This window comes from Buttiauxella sp. AC038 (assembly GCF_979253565.1).
The window spans coordinates 1-15,625 of sequence record NZ_CEEDCQ010000004.1; the positions used below are offsets into that span (position 1 = coordinate 1).

The 15,625-nt window shown below is 59.0% G+C and carries 18 protein-coding genes; all 18 read left to right on the plus strand.

Annotated elements, in window-relative coordinates; translation table 11 throughout:
- Positions 1-348: lytic transglycosylase domain-containing protein (locus tag AC0IXI_RS23560; protein ID WP_471683291.1), on the plus strand; the 348-nt coding region annotated here is incomplete at its 5' end.
- A 2-nt stretch (positions 349-350) separates the two neighbouring features.
- Positions 351-989 (plus strand): prepilin peptidase, encoded by a 639-nt coding sequence (locus tag AC0IXI_RS23565; protein WP_471683292.1) that lies wholly within the window; start codon positions 351-353, stop codon positions 987-989.
- Complete coding sequence (gene pilV / locus AC0IXI_RS23570) at positions 986-2,428, plus strand: shufflon system plasmid conjugative transfer pilus tip adhesin PilV (RefSeq protein ID WP_471683293.1); 1,443 nt, start codon at positions 986-988, stop codon at positions 2,426-2,428. Before AC0IXI_RS23565 ends, pilV begins: the two co-directional genes overlap by 4 nt.
- A 195-nt stretch (positions 2,429-2,623) precedes the next feature.
- On the plus strand, positions 2,624-3,076 hold the full coding sequence (locus AC0IXI_RS23575) for a DotD/TraH family lipoprotein (RefSeq protein ID WP_471683294.1): 453 nt from the start codon (positions 2,624-2,626) through the stop codon (positions 3,074-3,076).
- Positions 3,073-3,858 (plus strand): type IV secretory system conjugative DNA transfer family protein, encoded by a 786-nt coding sequence (locus tag AC0IXI_RS23580; RefSeq protein ID WP_471683295.1) that lies wholly within the window; start codon positions 3,073-3,075, stop codon positions 3,856-3,858. Before AC0IXI_RS23575 ends, AC0IXI_RS23580 begins: the two co-directional genes overlap by 4 nt.
- On the plus strand, positions 3,855-5,012 hold the full coding sequence (gene traJ, locus AC0IXI_RS23585; protein ID WP_471683296.1) for a plasmid transfer ATPase TraJ: 1,158 nt from the start codon (positions 3,855-3,857) through the stop codon (positions 5,010-5,012). The genes AC0IXI_RS23580 and traJ overlap by 4 nt, the downstream gene beginning before the upstream one ends.
- A complete protein-coding gene (gene icmT, locus AC0IXI_RS23590) occupies positions 5,009-5,269 on the plus strand; it encodes an IcmT/TraK family protein (RefSeq protein WP_471683297.1) in 261 nt (86 codons plus the stop codon). The genes traJ and icmT overlap by 4 nt, the downstream gene beginning before the upstream one ends.
- An 11-nt stretch (positions 5,270-5,280) precedes the next feature.
- On the plus strand, positions 5,281-7,098 hold the full coding sequence (locus AC0IXI_RS23595; RefSeq protein WP_471683298.1) for a hypothetical protein: 1,818 nt from the start codon (positions 5,281-5,283) through the stop codon (positions 7,096-7,098).
- A complete protein-coding gene (locus tag AC0IXI_RS23600; RefSeq protein WP_471683299.1) occupies positions 7,082-9,328 on the plus strand; it encodes an LPD7 domain-containing protein in 2,247 nt (748 codons plus the stop codon). The genes AC0IXI_RS23595 and AC0IXI_RS23600 overlap by 17 nt, the downstream gene beginning before the upstream one ends.
- Before the next feature lie 7 nt (positions 9,329-9,335).
- Positions 9,336-9,767 (plus strand): hypothetical protein, encoded by a 432-nt coding sequence (locus AC0IXI_RS23605; RefSeq protein WP_471683300.1) that lies wholly within the window; start codon positions 9,336-9,338, stop codon positions 9,765-9,767.
- 87 nt (positions 9,768-9,854) lie between these two features.
- A complete protein-coding gene (locus AC0IXI_RS23610; RefSeq protein ID WP_471683301.1) occupies positions 9,855-10,469 on the plus strand; it encodes a DotI/IcmL/TraM family protein in 615 nt (204 codons plus the stop codon).
- Positions 10,470-10,492: 23 nt separating this feature from the next.
- Positions 10,493-11,509, plus strand: coding sequence for a DotH/IcmK family type IV secretion protein (locus tag AC0IXI_RS23615; protein WP_471683302.1), 1,017 nt, complete (start codon positions 10,493-10,495; stop codon positions 11,507-11,509).
- A 2-nt stretch (positions 11,510-11,511) separates the two neighbouring features.
- Positions 11,512-12,720 carry a conjugal transfer protein TraO gene (gene traO / locus AC0IXI_RS23620; RefSeq protein WP_471683303.1) on the plus strand — a complete coding sequence of 403 codons (1,209 nt, stop codon included), beginning with the start codon at positions 11,512-11,514 and terminating at the stop codon, positions 12,718-12,720.
- Positions 12,721-13,020: 300 nt separating this feature from the next.
- The gene (locus AC0IXI_RS23625) at positions 13,021-13,473 is read left to right on the plus strand and encodes a hypothetical protein (protein ID WP_471683304.1); all 453 of its coding nucleotides are present in this window, start codon (positions 13,021-13,023) and stop codon (positions 13,471-13,473) included.
- Positions 13,473-14,000, plus strand: coding sequence for a conjugal transfer protein TraQ (gene traQ, locus AC0IXI_RS23630; RefSeq protein ID WP_471683305.1), 528 nt, complete (start codon positions 13,473-13,475; stop codon positions 13,998-14,000). Before AC0IXI_RS23625 ends, traQ begins: the two co-directional genes overlap by 1 nt.
- A gap of 25 nt (positions 14,001-14,025) precedes the next feature.
- Positions 14,026-14,418, plus strand: a complete 393-nt coding sequence (locus tag AC0IXI_RS23635) for a DUF6750 family protein (protein ID WP_471683306.1) — start codon at positions 14,026-14,028, stop codon at positions 14,416-14,418.
- Positions 14,419-14,479: 61 nt separating this feature from the next.
- Entirely contained in the window at positions 14,480-14,680 is a 201-nt protein-coding gene (locus tag AC0IXI_RS23640) for a hypothetical protein (protein ID WP_471683307.1), read from the plus strand.
- On the plus strand, positions 14,677-15,621 hold the full coding sequence (locus AC0IXI_RS23645; protein ID WP_471683308.1) for a hypothetical protein: 945 nt from the start codon (positions 14,677-14,679) through the stop codon (positions 15,619-15,621). The genes AC0IXI_RS23640 and AC0IXI_RS23645 overlap by 4 nt, the downstream gene beginning before the upstream one ends.
- Positions 15,622-15,625: the final 4 nt, after the last annotated feature.

The window sequence follows — 15,625 nt, forward strand, 5'->3', positions numbered from 1 at the left end:
CGCCAGGAAAGCAGTCTGAATCCGAAAGCCGTCAACATTAACCGGGATAAAGCCGGGAAGGTGGTGAGCCGGGATTACGGTGTCATGCAGGTCAATGACACGCATGTGCCCAGACTCATCAGCATGGGTGTCCTGAAGTCAAAAGACGAGTTGCTCACCAACCCCTGCCTGAATGTGCAGATTGGGGCGTGGGTACTGGCCACCCATCTGCAAAAATGTGGTATCAGCTGGTCATGCCTGGGCTCCTATAACGCTGGCTTTGCCGCCACGCCGACACAGGAAACCCGGCGCATGAACTACGCCCGCAAAATCTATGACCGGTATCGCCGGGAGCTGGGTCAGGGGTGATGATGAATGACCTGCTGCTGTCGATGCTGGGCCTGCCATTACTTTACAGCGCCGGGCATCAGGTGCTGCGCCTCGCGGCCCGCTACATTGCCCGGGCTGAGAACGGAGCCCTGCCTGACCTGCCACTGCGATCAGTGTTGCTGGCGTGTTGGCTGACATTGAGCATCGCCGTACTCAGTGCAGGCCTGGCGGGATTACTCACGCCGGTGCAGATGGTCCGGGCATTGATGGTCGGCGCCTGGTGCCTGCTGCTGGCATCGTTAGATCTGGCCCGTTACTGGCTGCCGTTTGCTTTCACCGCCCCGATGGCGTTTACCGGGGTGGTTTTTTCCCTGACGGTGTTACCCGACCGGGCCGCCAGTCAGTTACTGGCTGAAGGGCTCTGTGTATTTTTCCCGTTATTACTGATACGCCAGATAGCGGGCCGTCTCTGCGGGTATGAAATGTTTGGCCTGGGGGATATCTGGCTCATTACCGCCCTGGTGATGTGGTATCCGCTCGATGATGTCCTGACCGTCACCTTACTGGCGTTACTGCTCGCCCTGCCGGCGGCACTCAAACAGCGTGACCTGCCGTTTGGTCCGTTCCTCTGTCTGTTCGCCGCGCTGCCGGCGTTCATTTCGCTACAGGAAGTCTTATGAAAACCAGAAAGATCCACCGGGGCGTACTGAGCATCGAACTGGCCATCGTCCTCGCGGTGGTTGTCTTTGTCAGTATTTTTGGCCTCACCCGCTACCGCCAGTATGTTGATGAAATTGAGTGGACCCTGCAGGCCCGGCATATGAACGCGGTCACCGCAGCGGCCAAAAGCTATGTCCGGGATAAACGCAATACGCTGATCAGTCAGGTCTCCGGGGGCGGCACGGTGAGACTGACCGGCGCCCAGCTGCAGCAGGCCGGCTATTTACCCGATGGGTTTTCGCTGACCAATACCGCAGCCCAGACCTTCGAAGTGGCCATCACGCGTAACCCGAAAGCCACACAAAAATTGATGGCGTTTGTCTTCACCCGGGGCGGGATAGCGCTGCCTTATAAAGGGATGCGTTATATCTCTCAGGCCCAGGACGGTGCCGGTGGCTATATCCGGACCGCCAACCTGGCTGAAGGTGCGCAGGGGGGCTGGAAATACAATCTGGCCACTTACGGTCTGACCGGTGAGTCCGGAAGGCTGGCCAGCTTCCTGTCCTCGGACGTGCTGGGCACCGATGACCAGGAAAGTGACCGCCTGTACCGCTACGCCATTACCAGCCGGCCGGAGCTGAACCGGATGTATACCGCCATCGACATGAACGGCAATAACCTGAATAACGCCGGTACGGTCACCGCCGGCACCGGCACGTTCTCCGGGAACGTCAACGCCCGGGACGGCGTGTTTTCAGGGAATGTGACGGGCCAGAACGGTGCGTTTTCGGGAAATGTTACCGGCAGGAACGGCACCTATACCGGCACCCTGTCGGCCCCCACCATCACGGCAACCAACCTCAATGCACAGACGACCCGGACAACGGGTGAAACCTATACCGGCGGCTGGTACAGGACGACCGGTGATACGGGTTGGTACAACGAAAAGCACAACGGCGGTCTGTATATGTCCGACAGCCAGTGGATCAGAAGCTATGCCGACAAAGGGTTTTACACCGGCGGTCAGGTTCAGGCGGGTTCCCTTCAGTCCAACAGCACCATTGTGGCCAGCGGGAGTATTCAGGCAAACGGCAGACTGACAACCGGCGAGTTTGTGCAGGTGAATGGCGTGGCGGTGGCGGGCACCGCGTGTCCGTCAAATGGCCTGATAGGCCGTGATGCAGCAGGTGGCGTACTTTCCTGTCAATCCGGTGTGTGGAGCAGTTCGTCATCTTTGGGAAGTCTATCCACCTACACAGTGACGTACAGGGACCCAAGCGTGACAAAAAACATAGGACAGCATTCATTCTGTTCCTTGCTCGGCGTCCAGTTTTATGATGGAACAAGTTCAGTTGCAACATCCTGCCTGCTGTCAGTTGACACGCAAAAAAACTGGATACTGAAAGGATCACCCGCGAACATGACGACGACTAAATGCGACGCAGTATGTATTAACTGAGCCATGTTGTACCTGGCTGTCAATCTGGTGCGTGGAAAGGCATCGGTTCAAACGCACCTACTGTAGATAGATTTTCGATCATGCCCATCCCCAGCGACATGATATCGGCCGGCTACCACTACACCATCATTTCGCCTCTTTCATCACAGCGCCGGCCTGCGTGCCGGCACTCATTAGCCTTTCACGGACTTCACCATGAAACGACACGTACTCGCGGCGCTGTTGCCGCTGCTGGCTGGCTGTCAGTCAGCGCCAGTCAGTTGTCTGACTGACACATCCGACTCGATCAGGCAGGCCACCCAGGCTCGCCAGACTGACCTGTACCGTCTTCATCAGGCGGGCGCCATTAATCAGATTTCCAACACGCTGCCGGGGCAGATAACGGCAAACAGCCAGCGGATCACGCTGTCGTGGGAGGGCGATGCAGTGGAATTGCTGCACACGCTGGCCAGACAACGCGGATACCGTCTGGCCTATTCAGGCACCCGCCTGCCTCTGCCCGTCAGTGTCCATGTGACCGACATGACCTTTAACCAGGTGCTGGATTTGATACGCGTTCAGACAGGCTGGCGCGCCACACTCACTCAGGATGGTATCGAGCTGCGCCTGCACTTTTCCCTGCCGGATAAAGGAGATCGCACCGTATGAGGCCTTATCTGTTGATTGCCGCCTTACTGCCTGGCGTAGTGTTGCCGGCACTGGCGCTTGAGGCTCCGCCGGATATTTCGACCTACCTCAGTCCGCAGAAGAACGACTTCAACGGGCTGAGCGAAACGGAATGGCAGATGATTAATGACGCCGGGCACACCGTCGGCTTCCAGGGTGGAAAAGCCCAACGCGCTTACGAGCTGCGTCAGGCCCTGGTCAACCGGGACGATGTGCTCAGCCGGGCCTATGACTTTCGCCCCCTTATCAGCCGGCAGGGGTATCTGCCCCCGGTGATTGTGACGGCCAAAGACACCGCCCACATCACGCCCGACCAGATACGCACCGCGTACCGCACCTACAACATTCTGTCTCCGGCCCGTTTTGTCAGTAACCCGCCAGGCTGGCGTACCTGGCTGTTAACCGGTCTTGCCGTGCAGCCTGAACGACCGGACCCGGGGGTTATCCCGAAAAACAGCAAAGAGCGTGATGTCTGGCAGACGGCCATTCGCACCGGCTGGGAGGAAGGCCGCCAGAGTGCCGACCGCACGCTGGAGTCCAACTTTAACCGCCTGACGAGGGATTACACCGGCATGCTGCGTTATTCCACCCTGCGCCAGCAGGGCATGATCAGCGCCCCGGATGTGAAAGAAACCCAGCAGACCGTGACCGGCACACATGAAGAACTGATGCTCGGCGACAAGGTGAAACAGATTGAGAAACACAGTGGTTTTGTGCTGGACAAAAAAGCCTGGAAACCTGCGGTCCGTAAGGAGAGCCAGTGACCTTTATCCCCTTTGATTTTCAGGCACACGGCGGGCTGAACAGCGAGACGTTCTGCCAGTTTCTGGTCCACTGTGCCCGCCATCATGTATCAGACATCTTTATTCAGGGCGGCGGGCCGCTGGTTGTGGATTTTTATGGCCGTAAGGTCAGGGCCAGCGCCTTCCGCGTCGAACCACCGCAGTTACAGCGCCTGATGGATGAGGTTTTTTCCGAACAAATTAAAGGAGAGCTGAAGGCCGGTCGGGGTATCGACCGTACCCTGCAGCTGACCGGCGATATGGCGCAGCGACACGGACTGGCGCGCGGCGAGCGGCTGCGTTTTCGCTGCAACTTCGTGCAGGCCACCATCGGGGATTACGACACGGTGCCGGCACTGACGCTGCGAACCATTCCGACCGTGATACCGGCGCTGGAAACACTGGGGCTGGAAACCGATTTGTTTCCGGCCCTGCTGCCCCATAAGGGGATTGGCCTGGTGGTCGGTGAAACCGGCTCCGGCAAATCGACGCTGCTGGCGGCCATTTATCAGTACTGTGCCCTGAACGACCCGGACCGCAAAATTGTGACGGCAGAAGATCCGATTGAGTTTCTGCTCAATTTCCCCGGCGCCGTGCTGATGCCCGAACAGTCCGAAATTGGCCGCGATATCCCGACCTTTGCCGAACACCTTCGCCTGACCCTGCGCCGTGCGCCTGGCGTTATCGGCGTGGGCGAAATCAGGGATCCGGAAACCCTCAGCGGGGCGGTGATGAATGGTCAGTCCGGTCACCTGTGTCTGTCCACCATGCACACCAACTCACCCGGTGAAACCATTCCCCGTGCCCTGATGCTGGTTCCGGAAGGACAACGTGAAGCGATGGCCGGCAACCTGCTGAGCAACCTGCAGTACGTCATTGCTCAGCGACTGCTGCGCACCACGGACGGCAAGCGTCAGGCTGTCCGTGAATACCTGGTGTTTGATGACCACGTCCGCCATGAACTGGGGAAACTGCCTTACACCCAGTGGCGAAACTGGATCGATAACCATCTGGCCGGACTGGGGCGACGCATGAGTGATGTTGCCTGGCGTCTGTACCGGGAAGCGCGTATCGAACGCCGCGAGCTGCTGACGGTTATCAGCGAGCGGGAAATAGCACGGAGGGAAGCACAATGAATATCTGCCCATGGCGGGATGCGGGACGGCGCCTGGAAGTATTCGGGATACCGGTGATGCTGGGTGCGCTCTACTTCGCCTGGTTTCAGTGGCCTGAGACGATGACGCTGTGGATAGTCACCGCCATCATCGCCTTCTTTAAAGTCATCTCCTTGTTTGGTTTCACCCTGACGGTGCTCTGGCAGCGTCTTTTCTACTTCCTGCGGGGCCAGCGTTTGTCCGGTCGGCCGTGGTGGTATCGCAAATTCTATGAATAGCGGAGGTCGTTATGGAAAAACGCACGTACCTCACCATTCTGCCGGACAACCGAACTGTGGCGCTGCGGGCCGCAGGAAAGCTGGCAAACGGTGAAAATGCTCTTGAATATGATCGCTCACAAAAACTCTGGTTTGCGAAAGACGGCGCGGACCTGGAACGGATAAAAGATTGGTTGCCGGAAAACACAACCACCGGTAATACCGTCACGGTGGGGACAGACCTGTCTCCCCGGGAAGAGTTCGCTAAGGTTCTGGAAGAGGCCGGGTTCGTTCTCAGTGACCTTCCTCATATGGACGGCAAAATGCACCGGGTGGCCACGAAGGAAGATACCCACGGTAAAAAATCGGGGGTGTATCGGGGTTATCTCGATGGCCGCCCGGCAGGCTGGTATCAGAACCACCGCGCCAGTGAAGGCAAGGTGAACTGGACCTCCACCGGCAGCTTCACCTGGGACCCCGCCGACGCCGTCCGCCAGAAAGCGCTGCAGGCACAAAAGCGCTGGGACCGGGAACAAAAGGAGCAGACAGACTTTGCCCGTATGTCCGCCACCCTGACCCGCCAGTGGGAAAAAATGCCGCCCCCCGCCCCTGACCATGCTTACCTGGTCAGAAAAGGCGTCCCGGCCACCGACGGTGTCAGACAGGATAAGTACGGCAATCTGGTTATCCCCCTGCGCAACACCCACGGCGATATTCGCTCGCTGCAGTACATCGATCCGGAAGGCAAAAAGAACCTCAAGAAAGACGCCGAGAAGACCGGCAACTTCTTTGTGGTGGGAGGCGCGCTGGTCCCGGGGATGCCGGTGCTTTATGCAGAAGGTTATGCCACGGCCGCCAGCCTGAATATGGCCACCGGCCTGCCCGTGGTGATGACGGTCGATGCCGGCAACATGGTGACAGTGTCACAGAAAATCAAAGATGCTCACCCGGATGTGCCACACATCATTCTGGGTGAAGACGACTTTACCCGTAAGGACAACAAAGGCCTGCTGAAGGCAGAAGAAGCCGCCCGCAATATTGGCGGCATGTACGTCATCCCGACGTTTACCGACAGTGAACGCGCCCAGGCTTTTGCCGGCACCGCCTCCTTCAGTGACTTCAACGATATTCATGCCGCCCGGGGACTGGATGCTGTCCGGGACCAGCTGGCACCCGTTCTTGACCCACTGCTCCCCCAATGGCGTCAAATTTTCTCAGAGGAAAACACCATGCCAGGTAATTTTAAGGAAGGTCAGCCTGAAACGCCTGTGTCTGAAACGACTACAGGTCTGGAGCCGAATAAAGTAGAGCTACCGAAAGCTGAGCATGAAACGATAACTTTGTACCACGGTTCACCTGCCACCTTTAGTGCCATTGACTCTGAAAAAATAGGGTTAGGTCAAAACTTTGTGGGGCGAGGTTTTTATACAGATACGTCGATTTTAGGCGTGCACTATGCGATGGAGGAAATAAATCATAAGGACTATCACGTTTATGAATTAGAAATCCCTTCTACTGCGATTATTTTAGATCGTTCTGATAGTTCATCATTAACAGATGAACTGCGTGAGCGAATCAGAGAGGCAGGGAAAACGGTTCATCAACGACTTACAGAGAATGGTGAGGCTTCACGCTCAGAGCTCGGGGAAAAACTCGCTGACAGCAAGAATATAGATGAAACATTTCTTATGTTCGCCAGCAGCCCCCAGGGTATGAGCATTCTTAAAGAGGCAGGGATTGATGCATTGAAAGACAATAGCTATGTCGCCATTGTCAACACAGACCTCATTGATAACGTTCGTTTACGCTCTGCGGGGGAATATAAAAGCAGAAATGACGCAATATATTGATAAGGCGTTAGGTGATGTCGCTCAGGACGACTCAAGATTGTCAAATATCTTGCAAGAAGAACCGATTTTTTCAAAACACTATGATGCCATCCGTTCAGAACTCGTAACGCTGGCCACGGCTCAAAATAAGCCAGAAGAAGCTGAAAGGTTGACGTCTCTACTTACACACACACTCGTTGAAACTATTGATAGCAACCCTGACAGAAAAACACATATTACCCCGTTAAACCGACTTTATGCGGAAGCAATAAGAAGCCTGGACCTGAATCATAATAATAGTGCTGCAACGCTTGGTCACTTGATTGATAGCGCTGTTGTAAACATGAGCCCTGACCCAAAACGAGTTGCTGAACCTGATAAACCAGAACCAGCGGCACCTGAACCAGTACCACTCGCAGAACCCGATAAACCCGAACCAGCGACACCTGAACCAGTACCACTCGCAGAACCCGATAAACCCGAACCAGCGGCACCTGAACCAGTACCACTCGCAGAGCAAAATACACAAGAATCCACGCCAGAATCAGAAGTCCCTGAACAACCACGTCCAGATCCAACACCTTTATCCGCGCCAAAAACTGAAGACCTCAAACCATCTGAATCCGCAACATTAGCGCCTGAAAATGTGTCGCCGGTTGTAGAAAACGGTTTTGCCTTCACTTTTGGCCGCCAGCCGGGTGATGTATCCCCGGACACGGACACCCCGGTCGCCACCCGTCTCGATCTGGATGAACTGCTTCAGGGCCTGACCAGCCGTCAGGACGGTAACACCTGGATTTACGCGCTCGACGGACAGGATGCGTTCCGTGATTACGGTGACCGTATTGTCATGGCCACTCCGGAAGCCAGCGACAACGACCGCATGATTGTGGCCGCCCTACTGTCTGCGAAAGCGAATCACCGGGGCGCGGTGGAGGTGACCGGCTCGCCGGAGTTCATTACCAGAGCGCTGACCCTGATTGCCGATAACAACATTGAGGTCCACCTCAAAAATCCGGAGCAACGGGCACAGTTTGACGCGTTGCTGGCCAGCCGGGATGAACAGAAGGTCCCGGAAAATGGCATGACGATGACACCACAGGAACCCGGCCCGGTCAGTGAGGCGGCACCGGCACCGGCTACACAACCTGTCACCGCCCCGACGGCCACCACCGCGCCTGTGGATACCGCGCCTGTCGCACCGGTGGCCGCTGACACGCCTGCGCAACCCGTACCACCCATGAGCGTCATCGAGCGTGAAACCCTGCGCGCGGGACTGACCGGCAAACTGATGGAGGCCGGCCCGGCGCCTTATCAGTTTGATCCGAAGAACACCCCCAGCTATTACGTGACATTGCGGACAAAGCAGGGGGCGAAAACCTACTGGGGAGTGGAGCTCGGGCAGGCACTGGCGGACAGCGGCAAGCAACGCGGCGACATGATCAAGCTCCAGCATCTGGGCAAAAAGCCGGTGACCGTTAACGTGCCGGTGAAAAATGAGCAGGGCGTGGTGACCGGCTTTACGCCCCACGAAACTCACCGTAATCAGTGGACCATCACCCCGGCGGTCAATAACCAGTTACTGACCGACAACCCGGACAAAGTCGCCCCGGCTCAGCTGGCGGCGTATGACGGTAACGCGTTCTGGCAGGTTCAGGCGCAGGTGGTGCAACAGGCTAACCTGCCATTGGCCACGCCGGACGCACAGGGACACAGCCTGCTTTATACCGGTCCGGATGGCAAAGGCCAGCCCGCACCTGAGCAACCTCCGGCTAATACTCCGGTTCCCGCGCCGTCGAAAGCCGCCGGCTCGCTGGTCATGCAGGCTTTTGATGACAACGGTCAGCTGCTCGCCCATCTGGTCAAAGGCAACGGTGATTACCTGCAGGGCGTGGTGCGCCATGAAAATGAACTGCAGCATGTGCTGGCCCGTCTGTGTACCGCATCAAACGGCGATCGCTTTCTGGCGCTTAATACGGTGCGCGACGACGGCTCACTCTCGCTGATAGGCCACGCCTCACCGGTCAATCAGCTCAAGGGCGCCGAGGTGAATTACGACACCTTTGCTTTCCGGCTCACCGGTAAGGACGCACCGAAATTTGCCGTCCCGCTGGTCAGCCCGGAAAAGATCCCGCCGGCACTGCACAGCAAACTGGGGTTCACGCAGGCATACACGCCACCGAAAGCGGAAGAGGCTGCCCCACAACCGCGTCAGCAGGCTAAGCCGGCCATGCAGCATCAGCCCATGTGAGGAAATGATGAACAAATTACTGATAACGACACTCGTTCTGGCGTTAAGTCCGGCCGCAGAGGCGGCCTCCTGCCGGGCCGCGACCGCCGCGCAGGTGGGCAGTGAAGCCGGGTATAACCGGGCCAAAGCCGCCGCCGATGCCTGGGCTCAGCGCCAGCAGACAGTGTCCAAATCTCTGGGGGACTGTCTGGGAAATATCTCGACCACCATTACCGCCCCGACGTTCCCGAACTTATCAAACGTACTCAACCAGATTGGCCAGAAAATCTGTAAGACCGCGCGCGATAAAATTAACGACTATGTGCCGTCAACGATTGACCCGTGGGGCAACCTCCCCACGGCCTCGCTGTCCTCGTACCGTGTGCAGACCACCCCGGTGGCCACCCAGGCCGCGCCGGTGAGTCAGGCCGTCGGCAACACGTTTATTTCCCTGAACTGAAGACACCACTATGGATAAACATCAGGCCTCCCCCGGGGAGGCTTCACCCCGGATGACATCGTCACCAACCCGTTTATGGACGCCCTTGTGCTCCAGCAACAAAATCAGCTTAACGCCGGCTTTGCCCGCCGTTCGCTGTCCGTCGCCCTGGTGGCCAGCACACTGTGTCTGCTGCAGTTGCCCGTCACCGGCTTTCTCGCCTGGCAGGTCGCTCACCCGCCGGTGAAATACTTTGCCACCTATAACGGCAGTATTCTCAAGCAGGTCCCCACCTCAGAGCCGGCCTACCGGGATGATGAGATTGTGGCCTTTGGTGACCGGCTGATACGCGATGCCTTCCAGCTCGACTTCCGCAATTACCGCACCCAGATAAGCGGTCTGCAGCAGAAGTTCTCAGAGGCTGGTTTTGCCAGCTACTACAGCGCCCTGACCAGCTCAAACCTGTTCACGGCCGTGAAAGACCAGAAGATGCTGATGTCAGCCAACGTCACCCGCAAAGGGGTGATACAAAAACGCGGCCGACTCGGTGATGGCCCTTACATGTGGGAAATCCAGTACCCGGTCACGTTAAGCCTGGACGGTCAGACCCGCAGCCTGCCGGCGCAGAACTTTATCTTTACGGTCCGTATTCAGCGCGCCGACGTCAGTCAGAAGCCGGAAGGCATCGAAATGGCCTCCATCGTCACCCGCGACGCCCGCTAGTTCATTTTCACAGGATAAACATCATGTTCAGACACTCCCTGATGGCGGTGGCCCTGCTGCTGCCTGCCTTTACCGTGTGCTCAGCAGACTGGGAGCCGGCCCGTACCGCAAGCTCCGGCCAGAAACCCACAACGGCACTGCCCGCTGCACCGGCAGGCGCACAACCCACCACTGCCAGCGCAGCCCCGGCACCGGGGGCCAACGGGGCAGATATCACCGCGCCGCTGCGCCAGACGCCGCCACCACCTTCACCGTCGGAAGCGGAAGCCTGGGCTAAAGGTCAGGTTGCGCCGCTCAGTCGTGCCGAAGTGGAGAGCGTGAGCCAGGCCATTGATGAAGGTGTGCGCGGTCGCGCCTGGCAGGCCGCCGACGTGGTCCCGCGTATATCCACCCAGACAGTGAATCTGTCGCCGGGCGGCTCACTTCCGGTGGTCCGCACGGCCATTAACCAGGGCAGCACGGTGATGTTTACCGACAACACCGGTGCCCCGTGGCCGATTTCTGTCCCGCCATACAACAGCAATGAAAAAGGCTTCAGCGTCACCTACATCCCTGAGAGCAGCCTGATGACCGTGCAGGCGCTGCGTCAGTACGACAAGGGCAATATTACGGTGTACCTCAAAGGGCTGGCGGTGCCGGTCATCATCAACGCGATGAGCGGTGAGCCGGAAAATGCCGCCGCCTCACGCATTGTGGACAGCCGACTGGATCTGCGCATTCCGCAACGGGGCCCGGCGGCCCGTGCCATGCCGTCCGGTCAGACCAAAATAGACCTGAATAACCCGACGCTGCAGGCGTTTCTCGATGGCGTCCCACCCGCTGGCGCTAAGCGGCTCAAAACACAGGGCGATGTCCCGTCCACGCAGGTCTGGCAGATGGGCGATGACCTGTTTGTCCGTACCCGCAGTGAACTGCGCGATCAGTTTGAACTCACTCAGGCGTCCGGCGACGGCACGCTCTTTTACAAATTGCCCCTGGCACCGGAGCTGGCCTTTTCTGTGGCCGGTAAAACGGTCTGGCTGGGCATTTCTCTGGAGTAATTATGGCTGCTGAAAAAGACGTGGGCCGGGACATGAAAAAAACCGGTCTGGTAATAGGCGGTGTGCTGTTTGCCGTGATTGCCGGCGGGTTTCTGCTGGCCACCTGGCTGAGCGCCCCACCGGAGCAGGCCTCACGCATTGCGGTGGATAAGGCGGCGAACGGCACCGGCACCGCCACCCCGGAAAGCCCGCAGTACAGCAAAGTGCTGAAGGCCAACAATGAAGATGGCGCCCGACAGGCGCATGAAGAAAATGGCAGTTTTATTGCCTCAGTCGGCAGTGGCAACGTGCATGAGGAGCCCATTGCGCCTCCGCCACCGCCCCCACCATCTGAGCCGGTCCAGACCGTGCAGCAGGTGAATTATGTGCCACAACAGACGATGGATCCGGACAAGAAGAAGGCGCTGGAGACATTACTGATGGCGCTGATGGAGCAGCGCCAGCCGGCCACCGGGCAGCTGGCCAGTGTGGCTGGCGCGCCGGCAGGACAGTCCGGGCAGGCACCGGGAGGGGCGAATGCACAGAACACCGTCTGGTCAGCCTGGACCGACAGCCTGTCAACGCAAACGGCCACCGCCGGGGTGACAGGTGCGCCGGCCACCGTCACCGAGCGGGTGCTTATTCCTGCCGGTTCACGCCCGGGTGGCGTGATAGAAACCGCCATTGACTCGGACAACACCCGTTCACAGGTGCTGGCGCGTATTCCCTCCGGGCCTTACGCCGGGGCGACATTGCTGGCCAACGGGGTTCAGTTGGCAGGCGACGGGGTGAGCATTAACTTCAACCGCATGGAATGGCAGGGGGACACCTGGAATGTGGACGTGTGGGCCGCGATGCCCGACACCCTGCAGTCTTCGGTCGCCAGCGACGTCAACAACCGTTACACCTCACGCATCATCGTGCCGGCCCTTGCCGCCGGCCTCGGGCTCGGGGGTCAGCTGTATGCCAGCGCGAACACGCAGATCCTGAGTAACGGCTTTAACAATATTGAAGGGCGCGTGGGAATGCCGGATGCGACTGCCGTGGCCGGCACGGTACTGGGTGGCGCTGCCCAGCAGGGAGGACAGGTGATTGCCAGCGATGCGCAGCGTCTGCCAGTGAAACAGGTACTGGTCAACCGGGGCCAGACAGTGGCCCTGCTGTTTATGAGTGCCGTCAGAACCACAGACAACGTGACCCGGGCGGCGCAGGCCGCCACTCCACAACGTTAAGGATACCCCATGAGTCAGCCATTTTTTGACACCGGCCCTGAGCCGGAGGCCACCCCATTGCCGGAAGACACGCCAGAACCTGCCGTCACTACACAGGAACGTGTGGCACCCGCGAAACCGGTTAAGCCGAAGCGCCAGATTTTCGGTTACGACCTGTTCACCCTGCTGGGAGGGGCTGGCGCCATTATCGCCCTGCTGGTTTACGCCTTCTGGCCGGAGCCCTCCCCTGTGCGCCAGCTGACGGAGGAGCCGGTGATTCAGCAGGCAGCCCCGGAGGAGCCCTTTGCCCCGGAGCCCGTGGTGTCACCGCCACCGGTCACGCCGGAGGTGATAACACCTGAACCGTCGCCGCTTCCGGTCCCGGAAAGCAACCCGGCACTGGAAGCCTCGGTAACGACGCTGTCCGGGCGCCAGGACAACAGCGAAAAGCGTATTGAGGCACTGGAAGCCCGCCTCAAAGCCCTTGAGCAACAGCCCCGACCGCAGGCCACACCGACCGCACCGGCACGTAAAGCCACGCAGCCCAAACCGGTGGCCAGAAGTGCGCTGGCACGGACAACCCCGGCACAACGCAGCGGCGTGAAAGGCTGGCGCATTAACTCGGTGTACCCGGGCATGGCGTGGCTGTCAGACGGTAAAAGCACCTGGGCGGTCTACCCGGGTGACACCCTGCACGGGATGCGTATTGAGGCCATCGATGCCGCTCGTCGTGAAGTGCGAACCAGCCAGGGCGTGATACGCCAGGGGGACTGATGGACGTCGTTCAGATACTCGTCAGCGTCGCCGGCGGACTGAAAACCAGCGGGATCAACCTGATCCTCTCACTGGGGGTGTTTGTCGGTCTGGGGGGCTGCATCGTCGCCCTTGTCTCCACCATTACCCGCACCCGGTCCGGTAAGCCGGTCAACGGCATGAAAGCCCTCATCGCTGCCGTCACCGGGGCGGCACTGATTGCGCTGCAGCAGATGATGAACAAAGCCGCCCACACGCTGGGGTTCGGGGATGTGTCCTTTGACGCCATCGCCTACGCCCCGGAGTCCCTCGGTTACGCAAAGCTGTCGGTGGATGCGGTTCTCACCCTGCTGCGGGCCGTCGGCGCGCTGTTTTTTTACATGGGCCTTGTCAGGGCCCGTCGTGCCCTGGTGGATGGCCACACCGGCCTGTCCGCCCGGCAGGACATCGGCACGGGCATGGTGATGGTTATCACCGGCATCCTGCTGCTCTGCAATCCCCAGTTACTTGATGCACTGCAAAAAACTCTGGGTCTGACCTGGAATTAACCTTTAAAACAATGGAGTAGTAAATATGCGTAATTTCATTCTGTCCGTTTCTGTTCGTCTGTGGGTCCGTATCTGGCTGGCACTGGACGCGCTGCACACCCGTCTCGCACTGGCGCTGACCGCCCTGCTCGGCACCGTCACCTTACCCGCTCATGCCGCTGACGACGTGTTTGGCATGTTCGATAACGTGGCGAAAGGGGCCGAAGGCTCCACCAAAAGCCTGATGATGGTGGCCAAGTTTGGCGGCGTCGCTTTGGTGATTCTGGGGATCGGTCTGTGGGTGGCCAAAAAGAAAAACCCGCAAATCACCTGGGGCTGGATCCTCACCCCGCTGGGTGCCGGCTGCATCCTGATTGCCATCGACCAGTTCATCAAGAAAGGTCAGTCCACCCTGCAACTCAACCCGGTTGACCTCTGAGTTAACGCTCATCCTCCCGGCAGCTCTGCTGCCGGGTCTTTCTTATTACCCCGGAGTGCCTATGGAAATCGTCATTTACCATTCAGAAAAACATGACCTCATCTTCGCCGCTGAAAAGGGCTCGCGTCGGGAAACGGACGTCACCGACCAGGTGCTGCGGGCGGTGGCGGACCATATCGGAATGGGGTTTAAGATGCCCTTGCAACAGCAGGGGCGTGTGGTGGCAGAAATCGGTGTCTTCACACCAGGGCAGGATAAATGAGTACTTTCTTACGCCATGCCCTGCTGCGCTGGCCCGTCACCCTCGCCCCCTGTACCGAAGACATGGACGAGCCGGTGTTGAGCTGGGAGGCACCACACAACGCCGCCGGTGTCGCCCTGCTGGCCCCGCTGGAGACTGACTTTTACCATTGCGGTCGCATCGCGCATGACCACGGTTATGACGCCGACGTCTGGCTCATTCCCGTGGACCGTCTGTGTGAACTGCTGGCCCGGACCTTTCCGGCTGGCGATGTACGCGAAGCCGTGCGCAAACAATTGCACAAACCCGCGCTGCGCTGGCAGCAGAGCCACACGGAGATGGTCCGCCTGACCGTGGCGCACCGTTATGAAACCTTCAGTACCGAACAGCAGGTATGGGGACATGAAAGCGAACCCCATCCACCGGCACTGGTGAAACGTGCCCGCGAACTGACCGCCGGTCAGTGTGACACCTGCGGGTGTGTCCATGAGGCGAACACCCTGGTGTTTCGCGACGGTAATCCGGAACACCACGGCGACAGCAATCTGGGGGTGAGTTGCCCCGTCTGCCACTTCAGCCATCGGCTGAACACCCTGGGGGCCAATGACGGCGTGATGGTGTACCTGCCGGAACTGTCCGCCGCTGATGTCAGCCTGCTGCTGCGCGCCGTGATTCTTGCCCGCGCACACGGCAATGCCCGCCAGAAAGAGGGCGCCACGCAGATCCTGAACTGGCTCACCGGTCACCGGGAAGAAACGGAAGCCTTCTGGGGCACCAGTCATCCCGGTGAGTTTGGCCAGGCGCTGATGCAGGCCAGTCCGCCGATGCGGGAAGATTTACAGCAACGCCTGCGCCATATGGCCCTGATTATTAACCCCACCCTGCTCAGCCACCCGGTCCTCTCCGGTCCGGCACCGGACACCTGGTCTGACACGCTGAACACGTACCACAGCCAGAACTGACGAG

What these genes read in the sequence shown, in the direction of transcription:
- AC0IXI_RS23645 (WP_471683308.1), top strand. Translation starts at nt 14,677, where the DNA reads ATGAGTACTTTCTTACGCCATGCCCTGCTGCGCTGGCCCGTCACCCTC.
- AC0IXI_RS23565 (WP_471683292.1), top strand. Translation starts at nt 351, where the DNA reads ATGAATGACCTGCTGCTGTCGATGCTGGGCCTGCCATTACTTTACAGC.
- AC0IXI_RS23600 (WP_471683299.1), top strand. Translation starts at nt 7,082, where the DNA reads ATGACGCAATATATTGATAAGGCGTTAGGTGATGTCGCTCAGGACGAC.
- AC0IXI_RS23605 (WP_471683300.1), top strand. Translation starts at nt 9,336, where the DNA reads ATGAACAAATTACTGATAACGACACTCGTTCTGGCGTTAAGTCCGGCC.
- icmT (WP_471683297.1), top strand. Translation starts at nt 5,009, where the DNA reads ATGAATATCTGCCCATGGCGGGATGCGGGACGGCGCCTGGAAGTATTC.
- traO (WP_471683303.1), top strand. Translation starts at nt 11,512, where the DNA reads ATGGCTGCTGAAAAAGACGTGGGCCGGGACATGAAAAAAACCGGTCTG.
- traQ (WP_471683305.1), top strand. Translation starts at nt 13,473, where the DNA reads ATGGACGTCGTTCAGATACTCGTCAGCGTCGCCGGCGGACTGAAAACC.
- pilV (WP_471683293.1), top strand. Translation starts at nt 986, where the DNA reads ATGAAAACCAGAAAGATCCACCGGGGCGTACTGAGCATCGAACTGGCC.
- AC0IXI_RS23580 (WP_471683295.1), top strand. Translation starts at nt 3,073, where the DNA reads ATGAGGCCTTATCTGTTGATTGCCGCCTTACTGCCTGGCGTAGTGTTG.
- AC0IXI_RS23615 (WP_471683302.1), top strand. Translation starts at nt 10,493, where the DNA reads ATGTTCAGACACTCCCTGATGGCGGTGGCCCTGCTGCTGCCTGCCTTT.
- AC0IXI_RS23640 (WP_471683307.1), top strand. Translation starts at nt 14,480, where the DNA reads ATGGAAATCGTCATTTACCATTCAGAAAAACATGACCTCATCTTCGCC.
- AC0IXI_RS23575 (WP_471683294.1), top strand. Translation starts at nt 2,624, where the DNA reads ATGAAACGACACGTACTCGCGGCGCTGTTGCCGCTGCTGGCTGGCTGT.
- AC0IXI_RS23635 (WP_471683306.1), top strand. Translation starts at nt 14,026, where the DNA reads ATGCGTAATTTCATTCTGTCCGTTTCTGTTCGTCTGTGGGTCCGTATC.
- AC0IXI_RS23595 (WP_471683298.1), top strand. Translation starts at nt 5,281, where the DNA reads ATGGAAAAACGCACGTACCTCACCATTCTGCCGGACAACCGAACTGTG.